General features: G+C 50.4%; 18 protein-coding genes. 12 read left to right on the top strand and 6 right to left on the bottom strand.

Translation table 11 applies throughout. The features are described from left to right. Positions 1–502, bottom strand: a 502-nt coding sequence (locus KK083_RS20565) for an MATE family efflux transporter (RefSeq protein ID WP_254167134.1), incomplete at its 3' end; no start/stop codon positions are given. Positions 503–591: 89 nt separating this feature from the next. Here KK083_RS20565 and KK083_RS20570 point away from each other — a divergent pair. From KK083_RS20570 to KK083_RS20580, 3 genes are all read left to right on the top strand, one after another. Continuing rightward, a complete protein-coding gene (locus tag KK083_RS20570) occupies positions 592–1746 on the top strand; it encodes a glycosyltransferase (protein WP_254167136.1) in 1155 nt (384 codons plus the stop codon). Between the two features lie 392 nt (positions 1747–2138). Further along, positions 2139–4997 (top strand): sensor histidine kinase, encoded by a 2859-nt coding sequence (locus KK083_RS20575; protein WP_254167139.1) that lies wholly within the window; start codon positions 2139–2141, stop codon positions 4995–4997. Next, the gene (locus KK083_RS20580; protein WP_254167141.1) at positions 4994–5605 is read left to right on the top strand and encodes a response regulator transcription factor; all 612 of its coding nucleotides are present in this window, start codon (positions 4994–4996) and stop codon (positions 5603–5605) included. Before KK083_RS20575 ends, KK083_RS20580 begins: the two co-directional genes overlap by 4 nt. On the opposite strand, the gene KK083_RS20585 is transcribed toward KK083_RS20580, so the two are convergent. Both KK083_RS20585 and miaA read right to left on the bottom strand, forming a co-directional pair. Further along, the gene (locus KK083_RS20585) at positions 5597–6904 is read right to left on the bottom strand and encodes a glycosyltransferase (RefSeq protein WP_254167144.1); all 1308 of its coding nucleotides are present in this window, start codon (positions 6902–6904) and stop codon (positions 5597–5599) included. The genes KK083_RS20580 and KK083_RS20585 overlap by 9 nt on opposite strands. A 105-nt stretch (positions 6905–7009) precedes the next feature. Further along, a complete protein-coding gene (gene miaA / locus KK083_RS20590; protein ID WP_254167146.1) occupies positions 7010–7912 on the bottom strand; it encodes a tRNA (adenosine(37)-N6)-dimethylallyltransferase MiaA in 903 nt (300 codons plus the stop codon). Positions 7913–8089: 177 nt separating this feature from the next. Here miaA and KK083_RS20595 point away from each other — a divergent pair, with 177 nt between their 5' ends. From KK083_RS20595 to KK083_RS20605, 3 genes are all read left to right on the top strand, one after another. Then, positions 8090–8362 (top strand): hypothetical protein, encoded by a 273-nt coding sequence (locus KK083_RS20595; RefSeq protein ID WP_254167148.1) that lies wholly within the window; start codon positions 8090–8092, stop codon positions 8360–8362. Beyond that, positions 8359–9120, top strand: a complete 762-nt coding sequence (locus tag KK083_RS20600; protein WP_254167150.1) for an MBL fold metallo-hydrolase — start codon at positions 8359–8361, stop codon at positions 9118–9120. Before KK083_RS20595 ends, KK083_RS20600 begins: the two co-directional genes overlap by 4 nt. 204 nt (positions 9121–9324) lie before the next feature. Continuing rightward, entirely contained in the window at positions 9325–10875 is a 1551-nt protein-coding gene (locus KK083_RS20605) for an NFACT RNA binding domain-containing protein (RefSeq protein ID WP_254167153.1), read from the top strand. 88 nt (positions 10876–10963) lie between these two features. Here KK083_RS20605 and pyk read toward each other — a convergent pair whose 3' ends face one another. Together pyk and KK083_RS20615 are read right to left on the bottom strand one after the other, a co-directional pair. After that, complete coding sequence (gene pyk, locus KK083_RS20610) at positions 10964–12394, bottom strand: pyruvate kinase (RefSeq protein ID WP_254167155.1); 1431 nt, start codon at positions 12392–12394, stop codon at positions 10964–10966. Between the two features lie 57 nt (positions 12395–12451). After that, entirely contained in the window at positions 12452–12871 is a 420-nt protein-coding gene (locus KK083_RS20615) for an IPExxxVDY family protein (protein ID WP_254167157.1), read from the bottom strand. A 115-nt stretch (positions 12872–12986) separates the two neighbouring features. Here KK083_RS20615 and KK083_RS20620 point away from each other — a divergent pair, with 115 nt between their 5' ends. The 6 genes from KK083_RS20620 (at position 12987) to KK083_RS20645 (ending at position 20285) form a co-directional block, all read left to right on the top strand. Continuing rightward, a complete protein-coding gene (locus tag KK083_RS20620; RefSeq protein WP_025537672.1) occupies positions 12987–13226 on the top strand; it encodes an acyl carrier protein in 240 nt (79 codons plus the stop codon). Positions 13227–13265: 39 nt separating this feature from the next. After that, entirely contained in the window at positions 13266–14513 is a 1248-nt protein-coding gene (gene fabF, locus KK083_RS20625; protein ID WP_254167159.1) for a beta-ketoacyl-ACP synthase II, read from the top strand. A gap of 241 nt (positions 14514–14754) precedes the next feature. Continuing rightward, on the top strand, positions 14755–15486 hold the full coding sequence (rnc, locus tag KK083_RS20630) for a ribonuclease III (RefSeq protein WP_254167162.1): 732 nt from the start codon (positions 14755–14757) through the stop codon (positions 15484–15486). Between the two features lie 125 nt (positions 15487–15611). After that, positions 15612–17450 carry an NAD(+) synthase gene (nadE, locus tag KK083_RS20635; RefSeq protein WP_254167164.1) on the top strand — a complete coding sequence of 613 codons (1839 nt, stop codon included), beginning with the start codon at positions 15612–15614 and terminating at the stop codon, positions 17448–17450. A gap of 199 nt (positions 17451–17649) precedes the next feature. Beyond that, the gene (locus KK083_RS20640; protein ID WP_254167167.1) at positions 17650–18774 is read left to right on the top strand and encodes a prolipoprotein diacylglyceryl transferase; all 1125 of its coding nucleotides are present in this window, start codon (positions 17650–17652) and stop codon (positions 18772–18774) included. A 41-nt stretch (positions 18775–18815) separates the two neighbouring features. Beyond that, the gene (locus KK083_RS20645) at positions 18816–20285 is read left to right on the top strand and encodes a BamA/TamA family outer membrane protein (protein WP_254167169.1); all 1470 of its coding nucleotides are present in this window, start codon (positions 18816–18818) and stop codon (positions 20283–20285) included. On the opposite strand, the gene KK083_RS20650 is transcribed toward KK083_RS20645, so the two are convergent. Then, the gene (locus KK083_RS20650; protein WP_254167171.1) at positions 20282–20896 is read right to left on the bottom strand and encodes a toxin-antitoxin system YwqK family antitoxin; all 615 of its coding nucleotides are present in this window, start codon (positions 20894–20896) and stop codon (positions 20282–20284) included. The two genes, KK083_RS20645 and KK083_RS20650, sit on opposite strands and share 4 nt — an antisense overlap. Between the last annotated feature and the right edge of the window lie 44 nt (positions 20897–20940).

The raw sequence follows: 20940 nt of genomic DNA on the forward strand, positions 1-20940 counted from the left end.
GGACGATGCCCGTAAACAAAAACAGGTTTGACCAAAAGAAGGTCTCAGGCTTTTCGCGGCTTTGAAGCAGGTTGCTGTGCACTTTGAAGATCGCCTGAAAAATGCCGCCGCCCAGCGCGAGCCACCCGTTCGGAAAAAAAGCGATGTCCTGGTGTTTGAAGATCAGCCCCAGAATAGAACCGCCCGCCGGCAATATGATGATCGAGAGGCCGGCGGCGATGAGCAGCATCAACACAAAAGCAGAGCTCACAAAAGCGGAAAGTTTGGCCTTGTCGTTCTTGAACTCGTGGTAGTGGATGTACAACGACGTATCGAAGCTGTAGGTGACCAGCAACTGCACCAATAATGAAAAGGCCAGGTAAATCGACAACGCCCCGAAGTCTGCCGTAGACAGGCCTACCATGTAGAAGGGCACCAGCAGAATGGCGCTTGCCATGGGTAACGCACCGATGGCCGTATAAATGATAGATCCCTTAATGAACGAACGACTGATGCGTACCATGTTACAACGGGCAAAAATAACGTTTTACGTGAAAGTTGCGGCGCTTTATTTATCGACTTTTCACAAAACTTCCTCTATCTTCGCCGGCAATGAAAAAAGAGGTTCTTGTGCTGGTTTTCAGCAACCTGAAACACGACGCGAGGGTAATGCGCCAGGTATCTTTTCTGGCGAAAAATCATCACGTTACTCTGGTCTGTTTTGATGCCGACCCCATGACCAATGTTGACCTGGTACGCATTCAGCAAACGAAGCTCACCTTAACACGGAAGGCTATCATGAGCGCGGCGCTGCTTCTTCGACAATACAGCCTGGCATACCGTCTTTTTCACGAATATGAAGCTGATCTAAAGGAACGGCTTTCGAATAAAAAATTTGATCTTGTAGTTGCCAACGATATCGATACGCTCCCCCTGGCATTTGCGCTGAAGGGAAAAGCAAAGTTGATCTTCGATGCCCATGAGTATGCGCCCCGTCATTTTGAGAACAACCTTACCTGGCGCATCTTCTTCCAGCGATTTTATATCTATCTGTGCCGGAAATTTATTCCTGAAACAAATGCCATGCTTACTGTGGGTCAGGGGCTGGCCTATGAGTACGAAAAGAATTTTGGTGTAAAGCCGGTGATCATTACAAACGCCGCGAGGCAACATGCCATTGAGCCCAGTGCGATGGTCCCTGACAAAATAAGATTGATCCACCACGGCATCGCCAATCCGTCACGCAGGCTCGAGCTGATGATCGAGATGATGGGATACCTGGATGAGCGGTTCTCGCTCGATCTCATGTTGATGACCTCCAACTACGCCTCCGCGCAAACCCGCGCTTACATCGAATCGCTGAAAGCAAATGCTGCGAAAGATGCCAGAATAAAAATATTGCCGTCCGTTACCAGTACCGCAGTAGTTGCAACCATCAATCGTTACGACATGGGTGTATTTCTGTTGCCTCCTGTCAACTTCAACTACGCCAACACACTTCCCAATAAACTTTTCGATTTCATCCAGGCGCGGTTGGGCATCGCCATCGGGCCAACCCCTGAAATGGCAGCCATCGTCAATCAATACCAGAATGGCGTAGTGTCAGCAGATTTCACCCCGAAAAGCCTTGCCGCAAAACTCAACAGCCTCACGGCAGCGGATGTTGCCCGGTTCAAAGCACAATCGGCGAAAGCTGCGCTGGTGCTCAATGCAGAAAGAAATGAAATGATCTTCAACGATCTGCTTGTGAAGATTGAAAATGCGTAAGTTTGGAGGGCCTGAAAAAAACAAGATCACCATGGTGAGATCTGCTTCGAACAAACCTGACCATGGTGATCATTCAATGGAGAGGGTCCTCCTGTAATTTCTTGTAGAATCGTAAACTGTTGTTTACGTTTACTGAATCTAAGGTCGCAGAACTTCCGTATTTAAAAAAATTCAATCCACCGTTTTCACTACGCAAATTCCGCTACTCCTTTTTAAGTATCGGAGAATTCCTTCCTCTGAAAATCAAAGCGTTGTCGGCAATTTTTTCAGCGTTTCAAACGGCTACCTTACTTCTTCTCCACACACGAAACCAATAATTTAAAGCACTACGGTTTTCATGCATTCTTAGGTAATACATCGTACCTTGGCCGACGAATGGCCTTACCAGATTCATGAGAGCAACCGCCGTCATTTGTTTCATTCTCCTTCTCGCCCTGGAGGTAAACGGCCAATCGTTCACAATTTACAATTACTCTGTTCCCGAAGGCCTTCCCAGCTCAGAAGTATATGAAGTGTACCAGGACCGGAAAGGATTTCTCTGGTTTGCTACCGACAATGGAATAGTGAAGTTTGATGGCCATGAGATGAAGACCTATCATACAAAAGATGGATTGACAGACCCGGTGGTGTTCAGTTTTTTTGAGGATCACAAAGACCGGATCTGGTTCAGGACTTTCTCCGGCATCTTGTCATATTTTGAGAACGACAGCATTAAAAAATACAAGTACAATAACAAGCTTGGTTCCTATGCCCAAAAAGGATTGTTCAACTATGTGATCGATGACAAGGGCGGGCTGTGGTTCACCGTAAGAACCACGTTCGGACATGTTGATACGCTTGGAAACCTTGAAATAGTAGATGAGGTCAAAATACAAGGCGTCTACTACAAAAAGATCGGAGAACATTATTTAATGGAAGGTTCCAATCGCGGCGACCCCTATGTAAAGAGACTAATTATCGATGGAAAGCAACTTCCTGTGACAGGGTCAAGAAGCCCCTACCTGAACCGCGTGCTGCGAAATGTGAAATGGAAAGGCAAGGATTACTTTTCGCTGAACCAGGAGGTATACGCCTATGACGGGCAAACCCTGACCAAAGTGGTTTCTTCCGTCCATCCCGTCATCAGCCTTTCCGTTGACAAGGAAGATCAGTTATGGGTGGGCTATATGAGCGGCGGCACCACGCGATACGCCACCGATGATTTCAGCATAGCTTGGGAGCCTGATTTTCTGAAGAACAAATCCGTTACAAAAGTAGCGCAGGATCATGAAGGCGGGCTTTGGTTTTCTACGCTTGAAAACGGTGTCTTCCACGTACCGAACGTGCTGATCAGCCACTATTCGTTACCATCGCCCTCGCGTATCAAAAGTGTAGCATCCGGGGGCGATCATATGTGGGTAGGCAAGCAGGACGGAAGTATTTTTGAAGTGAACATTAAAACCAAAAAGGCCACCCTGGTAACAACGGTGGAAACTCCCCTGGTGCTGATGTTCAGCAATAATAAGACGTTGTGGGTCTCCACCAGCTCCGAGATCAAGGTATATGACCACAACCTGAAGCTCAAAAGAAAATACATCGGTCTATCGAATGATTTTTATGAAGATGACTATGGAAACGTGTATGCCGTTGGCGGATTCCGTGTTAGAAAATTCGATCCCGATGGAAATGAAGTGATGGCTGATACCATCCACCATCACTACCGGTCTGTGCTGGCCATCGACAGCATGATCATTTTTTCGGACCGCCTGGGCCTCCACCTCCGCGACACATCCTTAAAAACACGCACGGCTCCCGCGCAATTTTCTGATGTGAAATTCCCCGACCTTCTGCGCTTCAACGACACCACCCTGCTGCTGACAACATTAGGGAAAGGCTTTTTGCTGATGAACTACCGTGACCAGACTTATAAGTGGTACAACACGCAAAATAATTTTCTGGCCGATAACATCTATTCCTCGCTTCTGAATGACTCCATCTTATGGCTGGGCACCGAAAAAGGATTGGTGCGCATACCGGTTTCAAGTTTCAGCAACCAGGACATGTCACTGAAGTACCTCAGCAAAAAAAGCGGGTTGATCAGTGACAAGATCGACTTCCTGATCGAAGCCGACGATGCTGTGTGGGCTTTTTCGGATGAGGGATTTTCCGTGATCCCCAATACCTTCACCAAGTTCACCAATACGCGCCCCCTCTTTTACATCCAGGAAATAAAAGCCAATAAAAAGATCATTTCACCTGACAGCAAAGACATCAGGCTCGGCCCGCAGCAGAACAACATTGAAGTAGCGTTCAGCTTCATCTCTTTCAACAATCCGAACATTTTACTGCGATACCGTCTCTCTGAAAAAGACAGCTGGATCTACACCACCAGCAAAAAGCTCCTGTTCTCTTCCCTGGCGCCGGGCAAGTATACCTTTGCCCTTGAATACTCCACGGATAATTCTCACTGGATCCCCGCTACGGCCTCCATCAATTTTACGATCGTACCTCCCTGGCTGAGCAAATGGTATATACAATTGCTCTTGTTTTTTGTATTCCTCATGATAGCCTACTTGTATTTCAGGTATCAACGGTCCATCAACCGGGAGAAACATCGTTATCTCAAGATCATCAATGATCACCAGCAGAAATTAATTCAATCCGAAGTTGTTGCCCTGGAGCGTGAACGCAACCGGATCTCGAAAGAATTGCACGACCGCGTAGGCACGAATCTCACCGCCATAAAACTGATCGTGAGCCAGCTTCTCAAGAGCTACAAAGAACCGCTCGCCTCCGATGTGGAAGACCAGTTCCAGATCGCTATCGGTGAATTGAAAGAGATCATCTACGGCCTCACGCCCCCCAGCCTCGAGCGTTACGGGCTTTTTACAGGATTGAAAAATTATATCGGCAAGCTCAACAAAAGTATCCCGATCGCCATTTCATTAAAAACATTCGGCAAGGAGTTCAACAACCACGAGCTGAATACCATCGTGTTCAGGGTACTGCAAGAGCTGCTCACCAATTCCATCAAACACTCTTTCGCCAAACATATCACCATTCACATGAACGCGTTCGACGACGTGCTCAACATCGTTTACGAAGACGACGGCGTTGGCTTCAATTATGATCCGCTGCAAAGCGGGCTCGGTCTTGACAACATCGAATCCCGGATCCAGTCGGTTAACGGCACATTGAAATTCGAATCCGGAAATTTTGGTATTTCTTACACAATTGATATCCCCGTAACTATAAACAAGGAGATAGTATGATACGAACCATACTCGCTGATGACCACAAATTATTCTGTGATGGACTTGAAAGAGTGTTGAATGACTCCGGTCATTTTCAGGTGGTCCAAAAATTTTACAACGGCCAAAGCCTGCTCGAAAAGATGCAGGCATACAATGCAGACCTGCTGATCATCGATGTGGAGATGCCGGCCATTAACGGTTTCGATGCCATCAAACGGATCAGGCTCAATAACAATACTTCGAAGATCGTGGTGCTGAGCATGCACGAAGAAAGTGTATTCTCGCAGGAGGCGTTTATGCTGGGCGCCGATGCTTACCTGAACAAGTCTATGGAAAGTATGCAGCTGATCGACTCGCTGCTGAAGACCTGCCAGGGTGCCAAGTTGTTTCCGGCCGCGTCCATGACCACCAAGATCGAATCGCCTTTTTCAGAAAGGGAGCAGGAGATCCTCAGGCTGATCGCCTCCGGAAAAACGAGCGAACAGATCGCAGAAAGGCTCAAGATCTCTCACCTCACGGTAAAGGCCCACAGAAGGAACATGATGCGGAAGCTGAATGTGAACAACGCCGCCGAGCTCATCACCAAAGCGCTCGAGATGGGCTTTCTCTACAGGTTATCACAATGACAGCAGCTCGGCAAGCTGGCCTGCCACAGCCCGCCGGGAATAGGTCATGGCCCCTGTGCGTTTGATCGCCGGCTGGGCCCCCGAAAGCCAGTGGTTGAAATGCTGAAGCACGAATTGTTTAATGGCGGCGGTATCATCGCCTTCGAACATGGTGCCGCCCTGTGTTTCTTTCAGCAACGCCGCTGCATCTCCCCCCGAAGGACCGATCCCCAGCACCGGCAAACCCGTGGCCAGGTATTCGAACAGCTTGCCAGGCATGTAGCCCTCGGCATTTTTATAACCTGAGAGGATCAGCAGCAACAGCGATGAAGACCCGTATAATTTGGTCAGCTGCTTGTGCGGGATGTTGCCCGAAAAAACAGTAATGCCCTTCAACACCTCAGAATCGTTTATAAATTGCCGGAAGTGCGGATGAACCTCGCCGATGAACTCGAGCCGTGCGTGTGTTGCAAACCGTTCATCTTCACGTGCCAGGGCCAGCAAAGCTTCCATAAGAGGACGCGGGTCAACCTTCTCGTTGATGATGCCCACGTGCCGCAGGGTGAACTTGTCGGGCCTTGAATAAACAATGCCGTTGAAATCATCTTCATCGAAGCCATTGGTGAGCAGGTATACTTTGCGGTTTCCAAGCGCCTCGAATCTTCTCCGGTAGAAGGGCGTGGTGGCGACTACCTCATCGGCCGTTGAAAGCACTGCGGCCTCAAGGCGCTGATGTTGCCTGCGCGCCAGCTTTCCAACGGCCAGGCTATCCAGCAATCCCCACTCCGACCAGGGATCGCGGAAGTCGGCGATCCATCGCAGTGACGGATTTTTCTTGCGGAGCCTGAGCCCGATCAGGTGAATGCTGTGGGGTGGACCGGTGGTAACGATGGTGCGGATCTGGTTGTCTTCCAGAAACTCGTGCAGGAATTCCACCGAAGGCCTCACCCAGAACCGGCGCGGATCGGGAATGAACAGGTTGCCCCTGATCCACGTGCTGATGCGCTGAAACAACGAGCGTTTCTTTACCGATACCAGCTCCGTGGGCTTGGCCGAGCGTGCCGACCCGAACAGGGAAGACAATCGCATAAAAGCATTGTAAGGCTCCCAGATGGGAAAACGGATCACCTCCGCTTCGTTGGGCACGTCTTTCAGCAACGATTCATCCCTGATGTCGAACGAAGGATTTTCAGGTGTGAACACGTAAGGCTCCCACCCGAACGATGGCAGGTACTTCACAAACTTGAGCCATCGCTGAACCCCGCTCCCTCCACTCGGAGGCCAGTAGTAGGTGATGATGAGAACTTTATTACCGTTCAAGTCAGTATGGTTTCAATTCGAATATTAGAGTTTAAAGTTAGAAGTTTCAAGTTTCAAGTTTGAAAGCCGAGCCGTGTTAATCTTGACAGCCCCAACTTTAAACTTCTAACTTGTAACATAACCAACGATCTCCTCCACCTCCCCCGGATGAAACCATTCCATTTCAGTGTCCCGCTTAAACCACGTAAGCTGCCGCTTCGCATAACGCCGCGAGTTCCGCTTTAAAAGCCTCACGGCCTCCTCCTTGTCATAAGCGCCATCCATAAAATCGAAGATCTCCTGGTAGCCCACGGTTTGCAGCGCCTGGTGACTCTTGTAATCATACAAGCGCGCTGCCTCCTCGAATAATCCCGCGGCGATCATCTGGTCCATCCTGTCATCGATGCGCCGGTACAATTCTTCACGCGGAAGCTCGAGGCCTACCTTCACAATATCGAAGTGGTGCTGAAGTTTTTCGTTTTTCCGGAAAGATGATATGGACATGCCCGTTGCTATTTTCACTTCAAGCGCGCGGATGAGGCGGTGGGGATTCTGCCGGTCGATTGTTTTCAGATGCTCCGGATCCAGCTCGGCCATGCGCTGCTGCAGCCACACGATGCCATGATGGTTGAATTGTGTGGTAAGCTCATTGCGCACCTCCTCCGGAACTTCCGGTATATCGTCAAACCCCTCACATACCGCTTTGATGTAAAGCCCCGATCCACCACAGAGTATAGCGTAATCGTGGTGATGAAAAATGGTATGGATCACAGGCAGGGCATCGCGGCCGAATTGTGCGGCGTCGTAATCTTCGGTGATGGAGTGGCTGTTGATAAAGTGATGGGGCACGGCGCGCAGCTCCACTTCCGAGGGTTTGGCCGTGCCGATGGTAAGCTCGCGAAAGAACTGCCTTGAATCGGCAGACACGATCTCCGTTTTCAGCTGCCTGGCCAGCTCCAGGGCAATGGCGGTTTTACCTACGGCGGTGGGTCCGGCAACGACCACAAGTTTTTTTCGATCCGTTCTCAAATCTTCGCAATTTAGGGTGATTTTTTGACTGAAAAATGTGTTAAAATAGCCGCCGCAAACTGCCTCTGGCTGTTCGAGTTATCCACATCACAGCCGCTTATCCACAAGAAATTCCACATCAAAAAGCCCCAAAATGGCAAAATGGATTATCTTTGTGCATAGAATCTTGTAGCCACTATGATTAAATACACCACACAGTTTTTAGCCAAACTTGAAGACCTGGTTGCCGAATCGGATTACACCCTCCGGTACGAAAAAGGTAACTTCAAGTCGGGGTATTGTGTATTGAAAGATCAGAAGATCATCATTGTCAATAAGTTCTACCCCACAGAGGGAAAAATCAACGCTATGCTGGACATTCTGAAGAACGTTGTGCTGGACATGAGCCGTTTCACAGAGAAAAACGTTAAATTCTACAGCGAGCTCTTCCAACAATCAGCAGCTGCTTGAAAGTAACTTTCCTGGGCACCGGTACTTCGCAGGGTGTGCCAGTTATTGGCTGCACCTGTGAAGTTTGCCAGTCCCTCGACTACCGCGACAAGCGGCTGAGAAGCTCCATCTTCATCGAGATCCAGAACCAGAATTTTGTCATCGACACCGGTCCTGACTTCCGTCAGCAGATGCTGCGCGAACAGGTAAAACGGATCGATTCTGTCATCTTCACCCACGCCCACCGCGATCATACCGCGGGCCTTGACGATGTGCGGGCCTACAACTTCATGCAGCAGATGGACATGCCCGTGTACGGCACACAACCCGTGCTGGACCAGCTCAGAACCGAGTATGCTTACGCGTTCGCACCCCAGCACTACCCCGGCATACCACGCCTTACCCTCAACCTCATAGACCACGAAGCCTTCACCGCCAACGGCGTAAAGATCACACCCCTGCCGGTGATGCACCTCAAGCTGCCGGTGCTGGGTTTCAGGTTCAACAACTTCAGCTACATCACAGACGCCAACTACATTCCCGCAGAGACCCTGCAAAAGCTCGAAGGCACAGAAGTGCTCGTGCTGAATGCCCTGCAGCGTGAACAGCACATCTCACACTTCAACCTCGTGGAAGCGCTGGAAATGGTGGAGAAGATCAAACCCGCCCGTACCTACTTCACCCACATCAGCCACAAGCTCGGGCTGCACGCCGACGTCACCAAAGAGCTTCCCGCCAATGTCTCGCTGGCCTACGACGGACTGCAGGTTGTATTGTAATACCGCGCGCCCACCTGCCCATGTTAGTGTTCTTCACCAACATGAGACCACATGCTAATATGAGAATACAGGAATACTTTTGCCTATTAATAAACGCCACACGTGCCGTAACAACTACCGCCCATGTTGGTGTTCTTCACCAACATCAACCACATGCTAATATGAGAATACGGAAGTACTTTTGCCTATTAATAAACGCCACACGTGCATAACAACTATTATTTTTTAAAGCAACTCAGCGCTTCACTGCAAAAGATCCTGGCGGGATGTGTGGTATCCGAATGCTTCAGCCAGGCAAAGGATGAGCTTATTGTCAGGTTCGAAACACACCACGGCTCGTTCTACATCAAGGCAAGTGTGCTGCCCAACCTGAGCTGCCTCTCGTTCCCGCAGGATTTTCAGCGTGCGCGTAAGAACAGCGTTGACCTCTTCGGAGACCTGATCGGTCAGCGCGTGGCAGGCATCAGGCAGTTCAGCAACGAAAGGAGCTTCGCCATCGAGTTCACCAACCAGTTCTCGCTCCTGTTCAAGATGCATGGCAACCGGTCTAACGTGATCCTCTTCAAAGGTGATGAGGTCTCCACGTTGTTCAGGAACAACATCGTTGCAGACGAGGCGCTCAAGCTTAGTGCGCTGGACCGTGACATCGACTGGAGCTTCGAAAATTTTGAACGGCACCACGGCCAGTTAACCAATGTATATTTCACCCTGGGCAAAGTGGTATGGCAATACCTTGCCGCACAGGGGTTCGATTCAAAGTCAACACGTGAGCAGTGGAACATGCTGCAGGCCGTGCGCGTGCAGCTGGAGAATCCGCAGTTTCACATCACGGAGCTCGAAGGCAAACCGGTGCTCTCGCTTCTGCCGTTCGGTGAGATCAGAAAAACCTGGCACGATGCCATTGCCGCCAGCAACGACTTCTATTACACCTTTACCCATGTTTTTGCACGCGAGCAACAGAAGAACGCCGTGCTTTCGCTGCTCAGGTCACGACTGGCAAGCGGCAGAAACTACCACAAGAAAAATGCGGACAAGCTTCAGGAGCTGCGCCATGACAACAATTACAGGATGTGGGCAGACCTGATCATGGCCAACCTTCACGCCATCCGCCCGAACACGCCGGTGGTAACGGTGCAGAATTTCTATAACGACAACCAGCCCCTGGAGATCAGGTTGAAGAAAGAGCTCACGCCCCAGAAAAATGCCGAGGTGTATTACCGGAAAGCCAAGAACCAGCAGATCGAGATCGACCGGCTCGAGCAGGCCATCCGGGCAAAAGAAGCCGAGATGCTGGAGCTTGGCCAAAAGATCGCGGAAGTTGAATCGGCTGCCGATCTGAAAACGATCAAAAAGATCCAGGTGGCGCTGGATGGAGAGCCCGACGCCGGCAAACAGTCGGCCCCGCTCCCCTATCATGAATTTATAATGAGCGGATTCAGGATCTGGGTAGGCAGGAACGCCCAAAGCAACGACGTGCTCACGTTCAAGTTAGGTTATAAAGAAGACTTGTGGCTGCACGCCAAAGACGTGGCGGGTTCGCACGTGCTGATCAAACATCAATCGGGTAAGAATTTTCCGAAAGACGTCATCGAACGGGCAGCACAACTGGCGGCCTACAACTCGAAAAGAAAAACAGAAACACTCTGCCCCGTAGTGGTCACGCCGCGCAAGTTTGTACGCAAGCGCAAAGGAGACCCTGCCGGAGCTGTGGTAGTAGAACGTGAAGAGGTGGTGATGGTAGAACCGAAATTGTAAAGGTACGAAGTACGAACTACGAGGTACGACAGCTCGATCTGCATTCAATCGTACCTCGTAGTTCGTACCTCGTACCTTAAACTCGTCCTTATTTAACGATATTGATCTTAAGCGTGTTCGTCCTCGCCTTCTCCTGGATCGGCATGCTGGCCAGCACGATCATAATATCGCCTGATTTAACGTGGCCGTCTCTTTTGAGGGTGGCTTCTACGTCGGCGATGGTTTCGTCTGTGGAGGTCAGCTTATCATAGAGATATGCCTGTGAGCCCCATACCAGGTTCATTTGCGTGAGCAGTGATTTGTTGGAGCTGAACACAAAAACGTTGGCGTTGGGGCGGTAGGCCGATGACTGAAAGGCGGTGTAGCCAGACTGTGTCATGCCCACGATGGCTTTGGCACCTACATCTTTCGCCAGCTTACAGGCGGCAAGCACAAAGTTATCGTGGATATAGGTAGGTGAATCTTTGTTCACTTCCCTGAAACGGTAATACATCTTCGGGTTCTTCTCAACGGAAGCAACGGTACGCACCATGCTTCGGATCACCTCGATCGGGTATTTTCCTGCGGCGGTTTCGGCCGAAAGCATCACGGCATCGGCACCGTCCATCACGGCATTGGCTACGTCGTTGGTCTCGGCGCGAGTAGGGCGAGGGTTCTCGATCATGCTTTCCATCATCTGGGTAGCAACGATCACAGGTTTGCCGGCCTTGTTACATTTCTCCACCAGCATCTTCTGCACCATGGGCACTTCTTCCAGCCAGATCTCCACACCCAGGTCGCCGCGGGCTACCATTACGGCATCCGTTGCCGCTATCACATCATCGATGTTGCTGAGCGCTTCAGGCTTTTCGATCTTGGCGACAATACGTGATGTACATTTATTCTTATTGAGGATCTCGCGCAGCTCCTGGATATCCGAAGGTTTACGCACGAAAGACAGGGCGATCCAGTCTAGATTGTTCTTGATGCCGAATTCCACGTCTTTCAGGTCCTTTTCCGTAAGCGACGGTGCCGACACCTTGGTAAAAGGCAGGTTGATGCCTTTGCGCGATTTCAAAGGGCCGCCGTACACTACTTCGGTGACCACATCCACATCGCGTACTTCCTTTACTTTGAGCTCGATCTTTCCATCGTCTACCAGGATCATGTCGCCCTGTTTTACATCTCTGGGAAGGCCGGTGTAAGATGTGCTCACGATCTCGTTGTTGCCCAGCAGCTGGCGGGTGGTGATGATCAGCTCCTGGCCCCTTTCGATCACAACATCCGGCTGCATCTCCTGGATCCTGATCTTGGGACCCTGCAGATCTTGTAATAACGAAATGGAGCAGCCGAACTCCTTGTTGATCTCCCGTACTGCGTCGACCACTTTCTGATGATCGTCGTGTGAACCGTGCGAGAAGTTGAGCCGGAAAACGTCGACACCTTCTTTCACCAGCGCACGAAGCATGTCTTTTGAATTCGAAGCGGGGCCTACCGTGGCAACGATCTTTGTTTTATTGTACGAGATTTTTTCAAACATAAGGTTTAGTGTAAAGTCGAAATGAGGACGTAAATAGAAAGAAAAGTTGGCATAAGATCAAAAGATGAAGTTTGATTTTGACTTCAGGCCTTCTAACGGAATGGAAGCGGCAAGCTGTACAGACGGAATAGTTCTGATAAGCTCGATCAACTGTTGATGGGTATGGGCTTCCATGGCGGCCAAAATTATGAAATCATAGTGAGGAAACTCAGGGATGAGATAATACTTTGCAGCCTCCTGTTCGGAAGGTCTGTTTTTAAAGAGTTTCAAACGATTGAGGGGTGTTTCGTAAGCGTAGAAAGGGAAAGCCTTTTCCTCGTTATTCCGGAAGCCCACCACCAGGTCTGCCTGTTTCACCAGCTGAATGGCCAGAAGCTGGTTGATGTCCCATGCAAGCTTATACCCCCTGGCAGCTGTGGCGATACCCATCAGTTCAAAGTTGTATTCATAGTCGATAACGAGCTTGCTTTTCTTCATTTTTTGACAGGAATCACACGTTTTCAGCCTATTTCAGCAAGATCAAAAAAGTTTGACAATATTGCCGTAAATCTCTTTCTTTGCAGAGATTTTTAAATCATTAAACAGTAAAAACATGTCTGAAATTGCACAAAAAGTAAAACAGATCATCATCGAGAAACTTGGTGTTGAGGAATCTGAAGTTACTCCTGAGGCTAGCTTTACCAATGACCTTGGAGCAGATTCACTTGATACCGTAGAACTCATCATGGAGTTCGAAAAGGAATTCAACATTTCCATTCCAGATGATCAGGCTGAAAATATCTCAACCGTAGGCCAGGCCATCTCTTACCTGGAGCAAAACGTGAAGAAATAATTTTGATAACCGCCTTTACACAACCACATTATTTTGAACATGCAATTGAAGCGAGTAGTCGTTACAGGACTTGGTGCACTCACACCTATCGGCAACACCCTTTCCGAGTTTTGGGATGGTCTGAAAGCCGGGAAAAGCGGAGCTGCACCGATCACGCGCTTTGATTCTACTCTGTTCAAGACAAAATTTGCCTGCGAAGTAAAGAACTTTGAAATTGGTAATTTCATGGACCGCAAGGAGGCCCGGAAAATGGACCCCTTCGCGCAGTATGCCATGGTGGCGGTTGATGAGGCTATAAAAGACTCAAACCTCCCCCTGACCGAACTTAACCCCAACCGCGTAGGCGTGATCTGGGGCTCTGGTATCGGGGGGTTGTTGACCTTCCAGGAAGAGGTTAAGAGTTATGCTAAGGGTGACGGCACCCCCCGCTTCAACCCTTTCTTCATTCCTAAAATGATCCCTGACCTCAGCGCAGGTCACATTTCTATCAAGTACGGATTCCGCGGCCCTAACTATGTAACGGTTTCGGCGTGCGCATCCTCCACCAACGCCCTTTACGATGCCTTCACTTTCCTCAGGCTCGGAAAAGCCGATATCATTGTATCCGGCGGCTCCGAAGCTGCTGTTTGTGAAGCTGGTGTTGGCGGTTTCAACTCGCTGAAAGCACTGTCAGAACGCAACGACTCTCCCGAAACAGCGTCAAGGCCTTATGATAAAGACCGCGACGGCTTTGTGCTGGGAGAAGGCGCCGGTGCGTTGATCCTTGAAGAATATGAACACGCTAAAAAGCGCGGTGCCAAGATCTATGCCGAGGTAATCGGAGGTGGCATGTCTTCCGACGCCTACCACATTACGGCCCCGCACCCCGATGGCGCCGGCATCATCCAGGTAATGTACAACGCCCTGGAAGATGCCGGTATCACGGCCGACCAGATCGATTACGTCAACACCCACGGTACCTCTACCCCCCTGGGCGACATCGGCGAGATCAAAGCCATTCAGAAAGTATTCGGTGAGCACGCCTATAAAATGAACATCAGCTCCACCAAGTCCATGACCGGACACCTGTTGGGAGCCGCTGGCGCCATCGAATCCATCGCCTGTATCATGGCCATCAACCAATCAGTGGTGCCACCTACGATCAACCACTTTACCGATGACCCGGACCTCGATCCCAGGCTCAATATGACCTTCAACAAAGCCCAGCAGCGCACGGTGAACATCGCCCTGAGCAACACGTTCGGCTTCGGTGGTCATAACTTCTCCATCATCCTTAAAAAAGTCTGATCCAATCGTAGCGTCCTGTTCCGGGTGACTCAAGGGCCACAAAGGCACAAAGAGCCCAAAAAACCACAAAGTGAAATATTTTGTTGTGATATTGGCTTCACATCCGTGGATAGGACCGGAATTTTCTGAGTGCCTTAATACGCGTTAGTGTCTTAGTGGCAATGAAGATGATCTCTCCGGGACTTTAACCATTAATGAATATTGCTAAATTAGCATCTGTTAATTATTGAATTGATTTCACTTGGTTTGGAAAATCCTCAAGATACCGAAAGGAAAAACAGCAAATGACCTGAAACTGATCAGGGCCATTCAGAATATTGCTGGTATCACTCCCTCCAATCTGGCCCTGTACCGCCTGGCAACAGTGCACAGCTCCATTGCACGCGAAAACACACACGGCTTCAAGGAGTCGAATGAGCGGCTGGAGTACCTGGGCGACGCTATTCTCGGAGCGGCGGTAGCGGATTACCTTTTTAAGAAATTTCCCTTCAAGCCTGAAGGTTTTCTGACCGAGATCCGGTCGCGTATTGTGAACCGCGAGGCGCTCAACCTGCTGGCCAAGAAGATCGGGGTTGGTAACATCGTTCAGTTCGATAACAAAAATGCCCACCTGCAGCAGGTGATCCTGGGCAATACCCTCGAAGCCATTGTAGGCGCCATTTATCTCGACAAAGGATACCTGCGCACACGCAAATTCGTGATCGATAAGCTCATCACCCCCAACTATGACCTCGAAGAGCTCGTGAACTCGAACTCGAACTTCAAGAGCAAGATCATTGAATGGGCCCAGCGCGAAGGAAAAGAAGTGCGCTTCGAGATCCTGAACGTTAAAAAAGCCCGGAACCACAAAGAATTTACCGCACAGGTAATGGTCAACAACGAAGCCATGGGCACTGGCTACGGCAACAGCAAGAAAAAAGCCGAACAAGACGCGGCATTTAAGACCTGCGAGATATTGAATCTGTTCCAGTGATTTTGCGTTGTTGTGAGTGAAAGTCAGTTTAAATCCATCTCCCGCAGATCACGCGAATCAACGCAGATCAAGACTGCAAACCTTTCTGCGATAATCTGCGGGATCCGCGGGAAACAAACCACACCATGATCAGAATCGCCGGCGCCACTGTAAACCAGATCCCTTTCGACTGGAAAAATAACGTTGACAACATCGTTTCCGCCATCCGGGAAGCCAGGAACCAGAACGTGAAGATCCTGTGCCTGCCCGAGCTTTGCCTCACCGGCTACGGATGCGAAGACCTCTTCCTCAGCGACTGGCTCTCCGAAAAAGCATGGCACCACCTGCAGGCCATCCCCGAACACTGCGACGGCATCACCGTATCGGTAGGGCTGCCGGTAAGGATCGATGGCATCACCTACAACGGCGCCTGTGTGATCAGCAACAAAAAGATCCTGGGCGTTACCCTGAAACAGAACCTGGCCAAAGACGGCGTTCACTATGAGACCCGTTGGTTTGAAGCGTGGCCCGCCACCCAGGTAACAGACCTCGGCACAGCGTATCAGCACGTGCAGGCAGGAGATCTGACCTATGAAGTTGAAGGCATCCGCTTCGGCTTCGAGATCTGTGAAGACGCCTGGCGCCAGACCAACCGGCCCGGGTACCGGCTCTGCGAACGGGGTGTAGACCTCATCATGAACCCCAGCGCCAGCCACTTTGCCATGAGCAAAAGCGAGCTCCGCGAAAAGGTGGTGGTGATCGATGGCTCGGCAAAATTCAACTGCGTTTACGTCTTCACCAACCTGCTGGGCAACGAAGCCGGAAGAATGATCTATGATGGCGATATCATCATCGGTCAGCGCGGCAGGCTTCTGGCTGTGAATAGAAGGCTCTCGTTCAAAAAAGTGAACGTGCTGGCCTGCGATATCGACTTCCGTGAGCCTGGCAATACCCGCCCCGTTAAGTCGCTCGACAACAAGGAGAAGAACGAGGAGCTGGCACAAGCTGTGTCGCTGGCGCTGTATGATTACCTGCGCAAGAGCAAGGCAAAAGGATTTGTGCTTTCCTTGAGCGGCGGCGCAGACTCCAGTCTCTGTGCCGTGCTGGTGGCTGAAATGGTGAAAAGGGCTTCCGCCGAAATTGGCTGGAAAGATTTCTGTGCATCACTGGGCCTTGACGAAAAGGAGATCAACGGAAGCTGGCAACGTGCTGTGAACAAATTGCTCACCTGCGCCTACCAGGGTACCCGCAATTCTTCGGAGACCACGCTGGAGGCTGCCAGAAGCCTTGCCGGGTCCATCGGAGCCGAGTTCCATGCCTGGACCATCGACGAAGAAGTGACTTCCTATACCGCCAAGATCGAAAAAGCCGCGGGCAGAAAATTAAGCTGGGAAACGGATGACATCGCCCTGCAGAACATCCAGGCACGCACGCGCTCTCCCATCATCTGGATGCTGGCCAACATCAAACGCGCCGTGCTGCTGACCACCTCTAACAGAAGCGAAGGCGACGTAGGGTATGCTACCATGGATGGAGATACCAGCGGCAGCCTGGCCCCCATCGCCGGGCTGAGCAAGACCTTTATATTGCAATGGCTCCGGTGGGCAGAAAAAAACCTGGCCCACACAGGCCTTCATGCGGTGAACAATCTTCAGCCTACCGCCGAACTACGCCCACTGGAACGAAACCAGACCGATGAGGCCGACCTGATGCCTTACGCGGTGCTGGAAGAAATTGAGCGGCATGCCATCCTCAACAGGAAGTCGCCGCTGCAGGTGTACGAAGCCATGAAAGATCACTACGATGCCGGGCAGTTAAAAGCGTATATCAAAAAGTTCTTCAGGCTCTGGTCTGCCAACCAGTGGAAACGCGAGCGCCTGGCCCCGTCATTCCACCTCGACGACCTGAACGTGGACCCGCGCACCTGGTGCCGTTTCCCCATCCTTTCTTCCGCCTTTGCCGAAGAGCTCGAAGCCCTTGAATAGTAGGCAGTAGGTAATTCCGATCGTTATCGGGGCAGTATACGCAATGTGACCCTAATGTTATTGTAACACAACCCTTTGATCATTACTTTGCCTACTGCCATTTTGCCTACTGCCTACTGTCTCTCTACTGACAACCGGGCCCGCGAAAAAAGCCCCGCCCGGCAATACGGAATCCCCCAGGCCTGTTATATTTGCCGTCATGGCCATTTCGAACTTTATCATCTGGAACGGTAGCCCCGAAATTTTTACGATCGGCACGTTCGCGCTTCGCTGGTATGGGCTGTTCTTCGCCCTCGGTTTTTTGATCAGCCAGCAGATCCTCTATTACATCTACCGCAAAGAAGGCAAACCCGAAAAAGACGTTGAGATCCTCACCATTTACATGGTGGTGGCAACGATCATCGGCGCACGGCTTGGCCACGTTATCTTCTATCAGCCCAGCATCATCTGGGAAGACCCGCTGGGCATCTTTCTTCCGTTCGAATTCAGTCCTTTCCGGTTCACAGGGCTTCAGGGCCTTGCCAGCCACGGCGGCGCTATCGGCATTTTGTTCGCCCTTTGGCTTTATAGTCGCAAGAGAAAACCGGGGCAGAATTACTTCCAGGTGCTCGACCGCATCGTGATCCTGGTGGCGCTCACCGGTGCCCTGATCCGTTTTGGTAATTTTTTCAACTCGGAGATCATCGGTAAACCTACTGACAGTGGCATGGGCGTGGTCTTTGTGAACCGCCTCACCGAAGCTGTCAAAGACCGCCAGGGCGACAAAGAGATCATAGAATCCATCGTCTACCATCAGAACGACTCAGTACCGCAAGGCACCAACGGCCGGATCCCGCTTTCTGTTTATGTCTTCTTCAAACCCGGTGCGCAGGAAGATGCCGCACATGACCTCATGAGCTATGCCGAGAGCATTTCTTATCGCCTCGATGAGTTCTTCGACAGCAACGGTGACGCACACTATGAGCTCACCACGCAAAAAGATGGAACCCTTGCCGCCCGCCTGAATGTGATCGGCATTGCCAGGCACCCTGCCCAGCTCTATGAGTCGATCTCATGTTTTGTACTGTTCATTGCGTTGTACCTGATCTGGTCGCGTTACAAGCAAAACCTGCCCACCGGCCGGCTGTTCGGTATTTTCCTGATCGTATGTTTTGGTCTGCGTTTTGTTTATGAGTTCCTGAAAGAGAACCAGGAATCGTTCGAGAACGACCTGCCCCTGAACATGGGCCAGATCCTCAGCATACCATTGGTGATCGCCGGAGTTTTCGTTTTATTATATTCATTCAGGAAAGGCACTCAAAATTCCGCTGCAGCGGAAAAATAACTTTAAACCAGTTTACCGGGCGTGAGTCTTAGCAATACGGGATGTTGGGTATTATCATCGGTTTTTTTAGTTTGCTTTCCACGCATACACCGGCGGAAGACCATCACAGTATTGCTTTACGCGATACCGTAACCCTAAAACATCGCGCCGTAAAAACGCAAGCCGATTCATCGGGGCGTTTTCTCGAGGTAAACCGGATCTTCATCATCGGTAACCGCATCACCCGTGACCAGATCATCCTGCGGGAGCTTTCCCTGAAGAAAGGCGACATCGTGTACAGCACTGACCTGGTGTCGATCCTCGACCTCGACAAGAAAAAGCTCATCAACACGCGGCTGTTCAACAAGGTGGATATACGCACGCTGGTGCTCGACTCCATGAAGGTAGACCTGCTGGTAGACCTCGACGAACGGTGGTATACTTTTCCGGCGCCTATCTTCGAGCTCGCCGACCGGAACTTCAACGAATGGTGGCAAAATTACGGGCATGATTTCAGAAGGGTGAACTATGGCCTTCGCCTCTACCAGTACAACATGCGCGGCCGGAATGAGACCATGAGGTTCACCGCCCAGTTCGGATTTCAGCGCAAGTTCGAGCTCCTCTACCGCTTCCCTTACATCGATAAAAGGCAAAAACACGGGCTGGCCATCGAGCTCGGTTTCCTGGAAGCCAAGAACCTTGCCGTGCGCACCCAGGATCATAAATACGAGTTCCTGAAAACAGACGAGACCCTACGTGTAGACCGCCTCGCGGGACTGACGTACACCTATCGCAAATCATTCTACAAAACACATTCGGTGAAGGTCGAGTACAGGAACATCAACATCGCTGACACGGTAAAAAGACTGAACCCCGATTACATCAAAGGTGAAACCAACACGCGACAGGAGTACACCTGGATCCAGTACCAGTTCAACGCCGATCACCGTGATTTTTTTGCCTATCCCCTGAAAGGTTATCAGTTCCTGGTGGGCCTTACCAAAACCGGCATCGGCGCCGGAGATGACGTGAATAAAGTGGAAGCTAACCTGCTGTATTCAAAATACTTTGACCTTTCTAAAAAATACTATCTCGCCAACAACAGCGTACTTTTCTGGAGCACACCTGACGATCTCTCTTATGCCAACTATGGCGCACTGGGCCTCCGTAAACAATTTGTTCGCGGATACGAAGTGTACGTGATCGAAGGTCCTTATTACTTCCTCAACAAGACCACTTTTAAAAAGCTGATATTCTCCAACACCTATCACTGGGGCGACATGCCCATCGAACAATTCAGGCACGTTCCCATTGCCATCTATCTCAAGACCTATGCTGACCTGGGGTACGTCAAGAATTATCCCGATTACGAAAATGCCGGAAGGAATACTTCAATGACCGACCAGTTACTTGCCGGCGCCGGCGCAGGTCTTGACATTGTAAGTTCCTATGACCTGGTGCTTCGCTTCGAGTATTCATTTACATCCAACGGCACACAGGGCTTCTTCTTCAATGTAAAGAAGGAGTTCTAATACTTCCACGGCTTCTTGTTCCCCTTTTTGTCATACCGGTACCAGGTGCCCGTGCGATGTCCGCGCTCATAGTTGCCTGAATACTGAAGCTGTCCTTCATCGTTGTAGAATTTCCAAATGCCATGCTCCAGCCCTTGCTCGTAGCTTCCCTCCTGCAATAAGACACCGCTGTCATTGTAAACAGCAACGGGGCCGTGAGGAAGCCCGTCTTTGTAACCCACGGTCTTTTCAACCTTGCCATTCTCATGAAAGTACTTCCACACACCGGCATACATTCCCTGATGATACAGACCAGTGCGCTCCAATGCGCCGCTGTTGTAAAAGTAGCTGGCTGAATCCTGCAGCACACCCGTTCGCCATACTTCCCTGCCCTGCAGTTTGCCGTTGGGGTGATAGTACGTAACTGCTCCGTCGAGCACACCTTGGCTAAAAAATTCTCTGCTCATCAATACACCTGAAGGATAGTAGTATTTCCATTCACCCTCTTTCACGCCTTGAGCAAGTAAACCCTCTGCGCGCAAGGTTTTGTTCTTATAGTATTCACGATGCAGATCTTGTGCGTGCACAGCAAGACTCATCAATATTAAAACACAAAAAATTTTGATCTGCATGCGCGCTTCGTTAAATTCACTTAAGTACATATTAACCCTCTCTA

This window comes from Chryseosolibacter histidinae (genome assembly GCF_018598225.1).
Classification (GTDB): domain Bacteria; phylum Bacteroidota; class Bacteroidia; order Cytophagales; family Cyclobacteriaceae; genus Chryseosolibacter; species Chryseosolibacter histidini.

Excerpts from the sequence above, each read along its gene's own strand:
- KK083_RS20570 (WP_254167136.1), top strand. The coding sequence starts at position 592 with ATGAAAAAAGAGGTTCTTGTGCTGGTTTTCAGCAACCTGAAACACGAC.
- KK083_RS20575 (WP_254167139.1), top strand. The coding sequence starts at position 2,139 with ATGAGAGCAACCGCCGTCATTTGTTTCATTCTCCTTCTCGCCCTGGAG.
- KK083_RS20580 (WP_254167141.1), top strand. The coding sequence starts at position 4,994 with ATGATACGAACCATACTCGCTGATGACCACAAATTATTCTGTGATGGA.
- KK083_RS20595 (WP_254167148.1), top strand. The coding sequence starts at position 8,090 with ATGATTAAATACACCACACAGTTTTTAGCCAAACTTGAAGACCTGGTT.
- pyk (WP_254167155.1), bottom strand. The coding sequence starts at position 12,394 with ATGTTTGAAAAAATCTCGTACAATAAAACAAAGATCGTTGCCACGGTA.
- KK083_RS20615 (WP_254167157.1), bottom strand. The coding sequence starts at position 12,871 with ATGAAGAAAAGCAAGCTCGTTATCGACTATGAATACAACTTTGAACTG.
- KK083_RS20620 (WP_025537672.1), top strand. The coding sequence starts at position 12,987 with ATGTCTGAAATTGCACAAAAAGTAAAACAGATCATCATCGAGAAACTT.
- fabF (WP_254167159.1), top strand. The coding sequence starts at position 13,266 with ATGCAATTGAAGCGAGTAGTCGTTACAGGACTTGGTGCACTCACACCT.
- nadE (WP_254167164.1), top strand. The coding sequence starts at position 15,612 with ATGATCAGAATCGCCGGCGCCACTGTAAACCAGATCCCTTTCGACTGG.
- KK083_RS20640 (WP_254167167.1), top strand. The coding sequence starts at position 17,650 with ATGGCCATTTCGAACTTTATCATCTGGAACGGTAGCCCCGAAATTTTT.
- KK083_RS20645 (WP_254167169.1), top strand. The coding sequence starts at position 18,816 with ATGTTGGGTATTATCATCGGTTTTTTTAGTTTGCTTTCCACGCATACA.
- KK083_RS20650 (WP_254167171.1), bottom strand. The coding sequence starts at position 20,896 with ATGCAGATCAAAATTTTTTGTGTTTTAATATTGATGAGTCTTGCTGTG.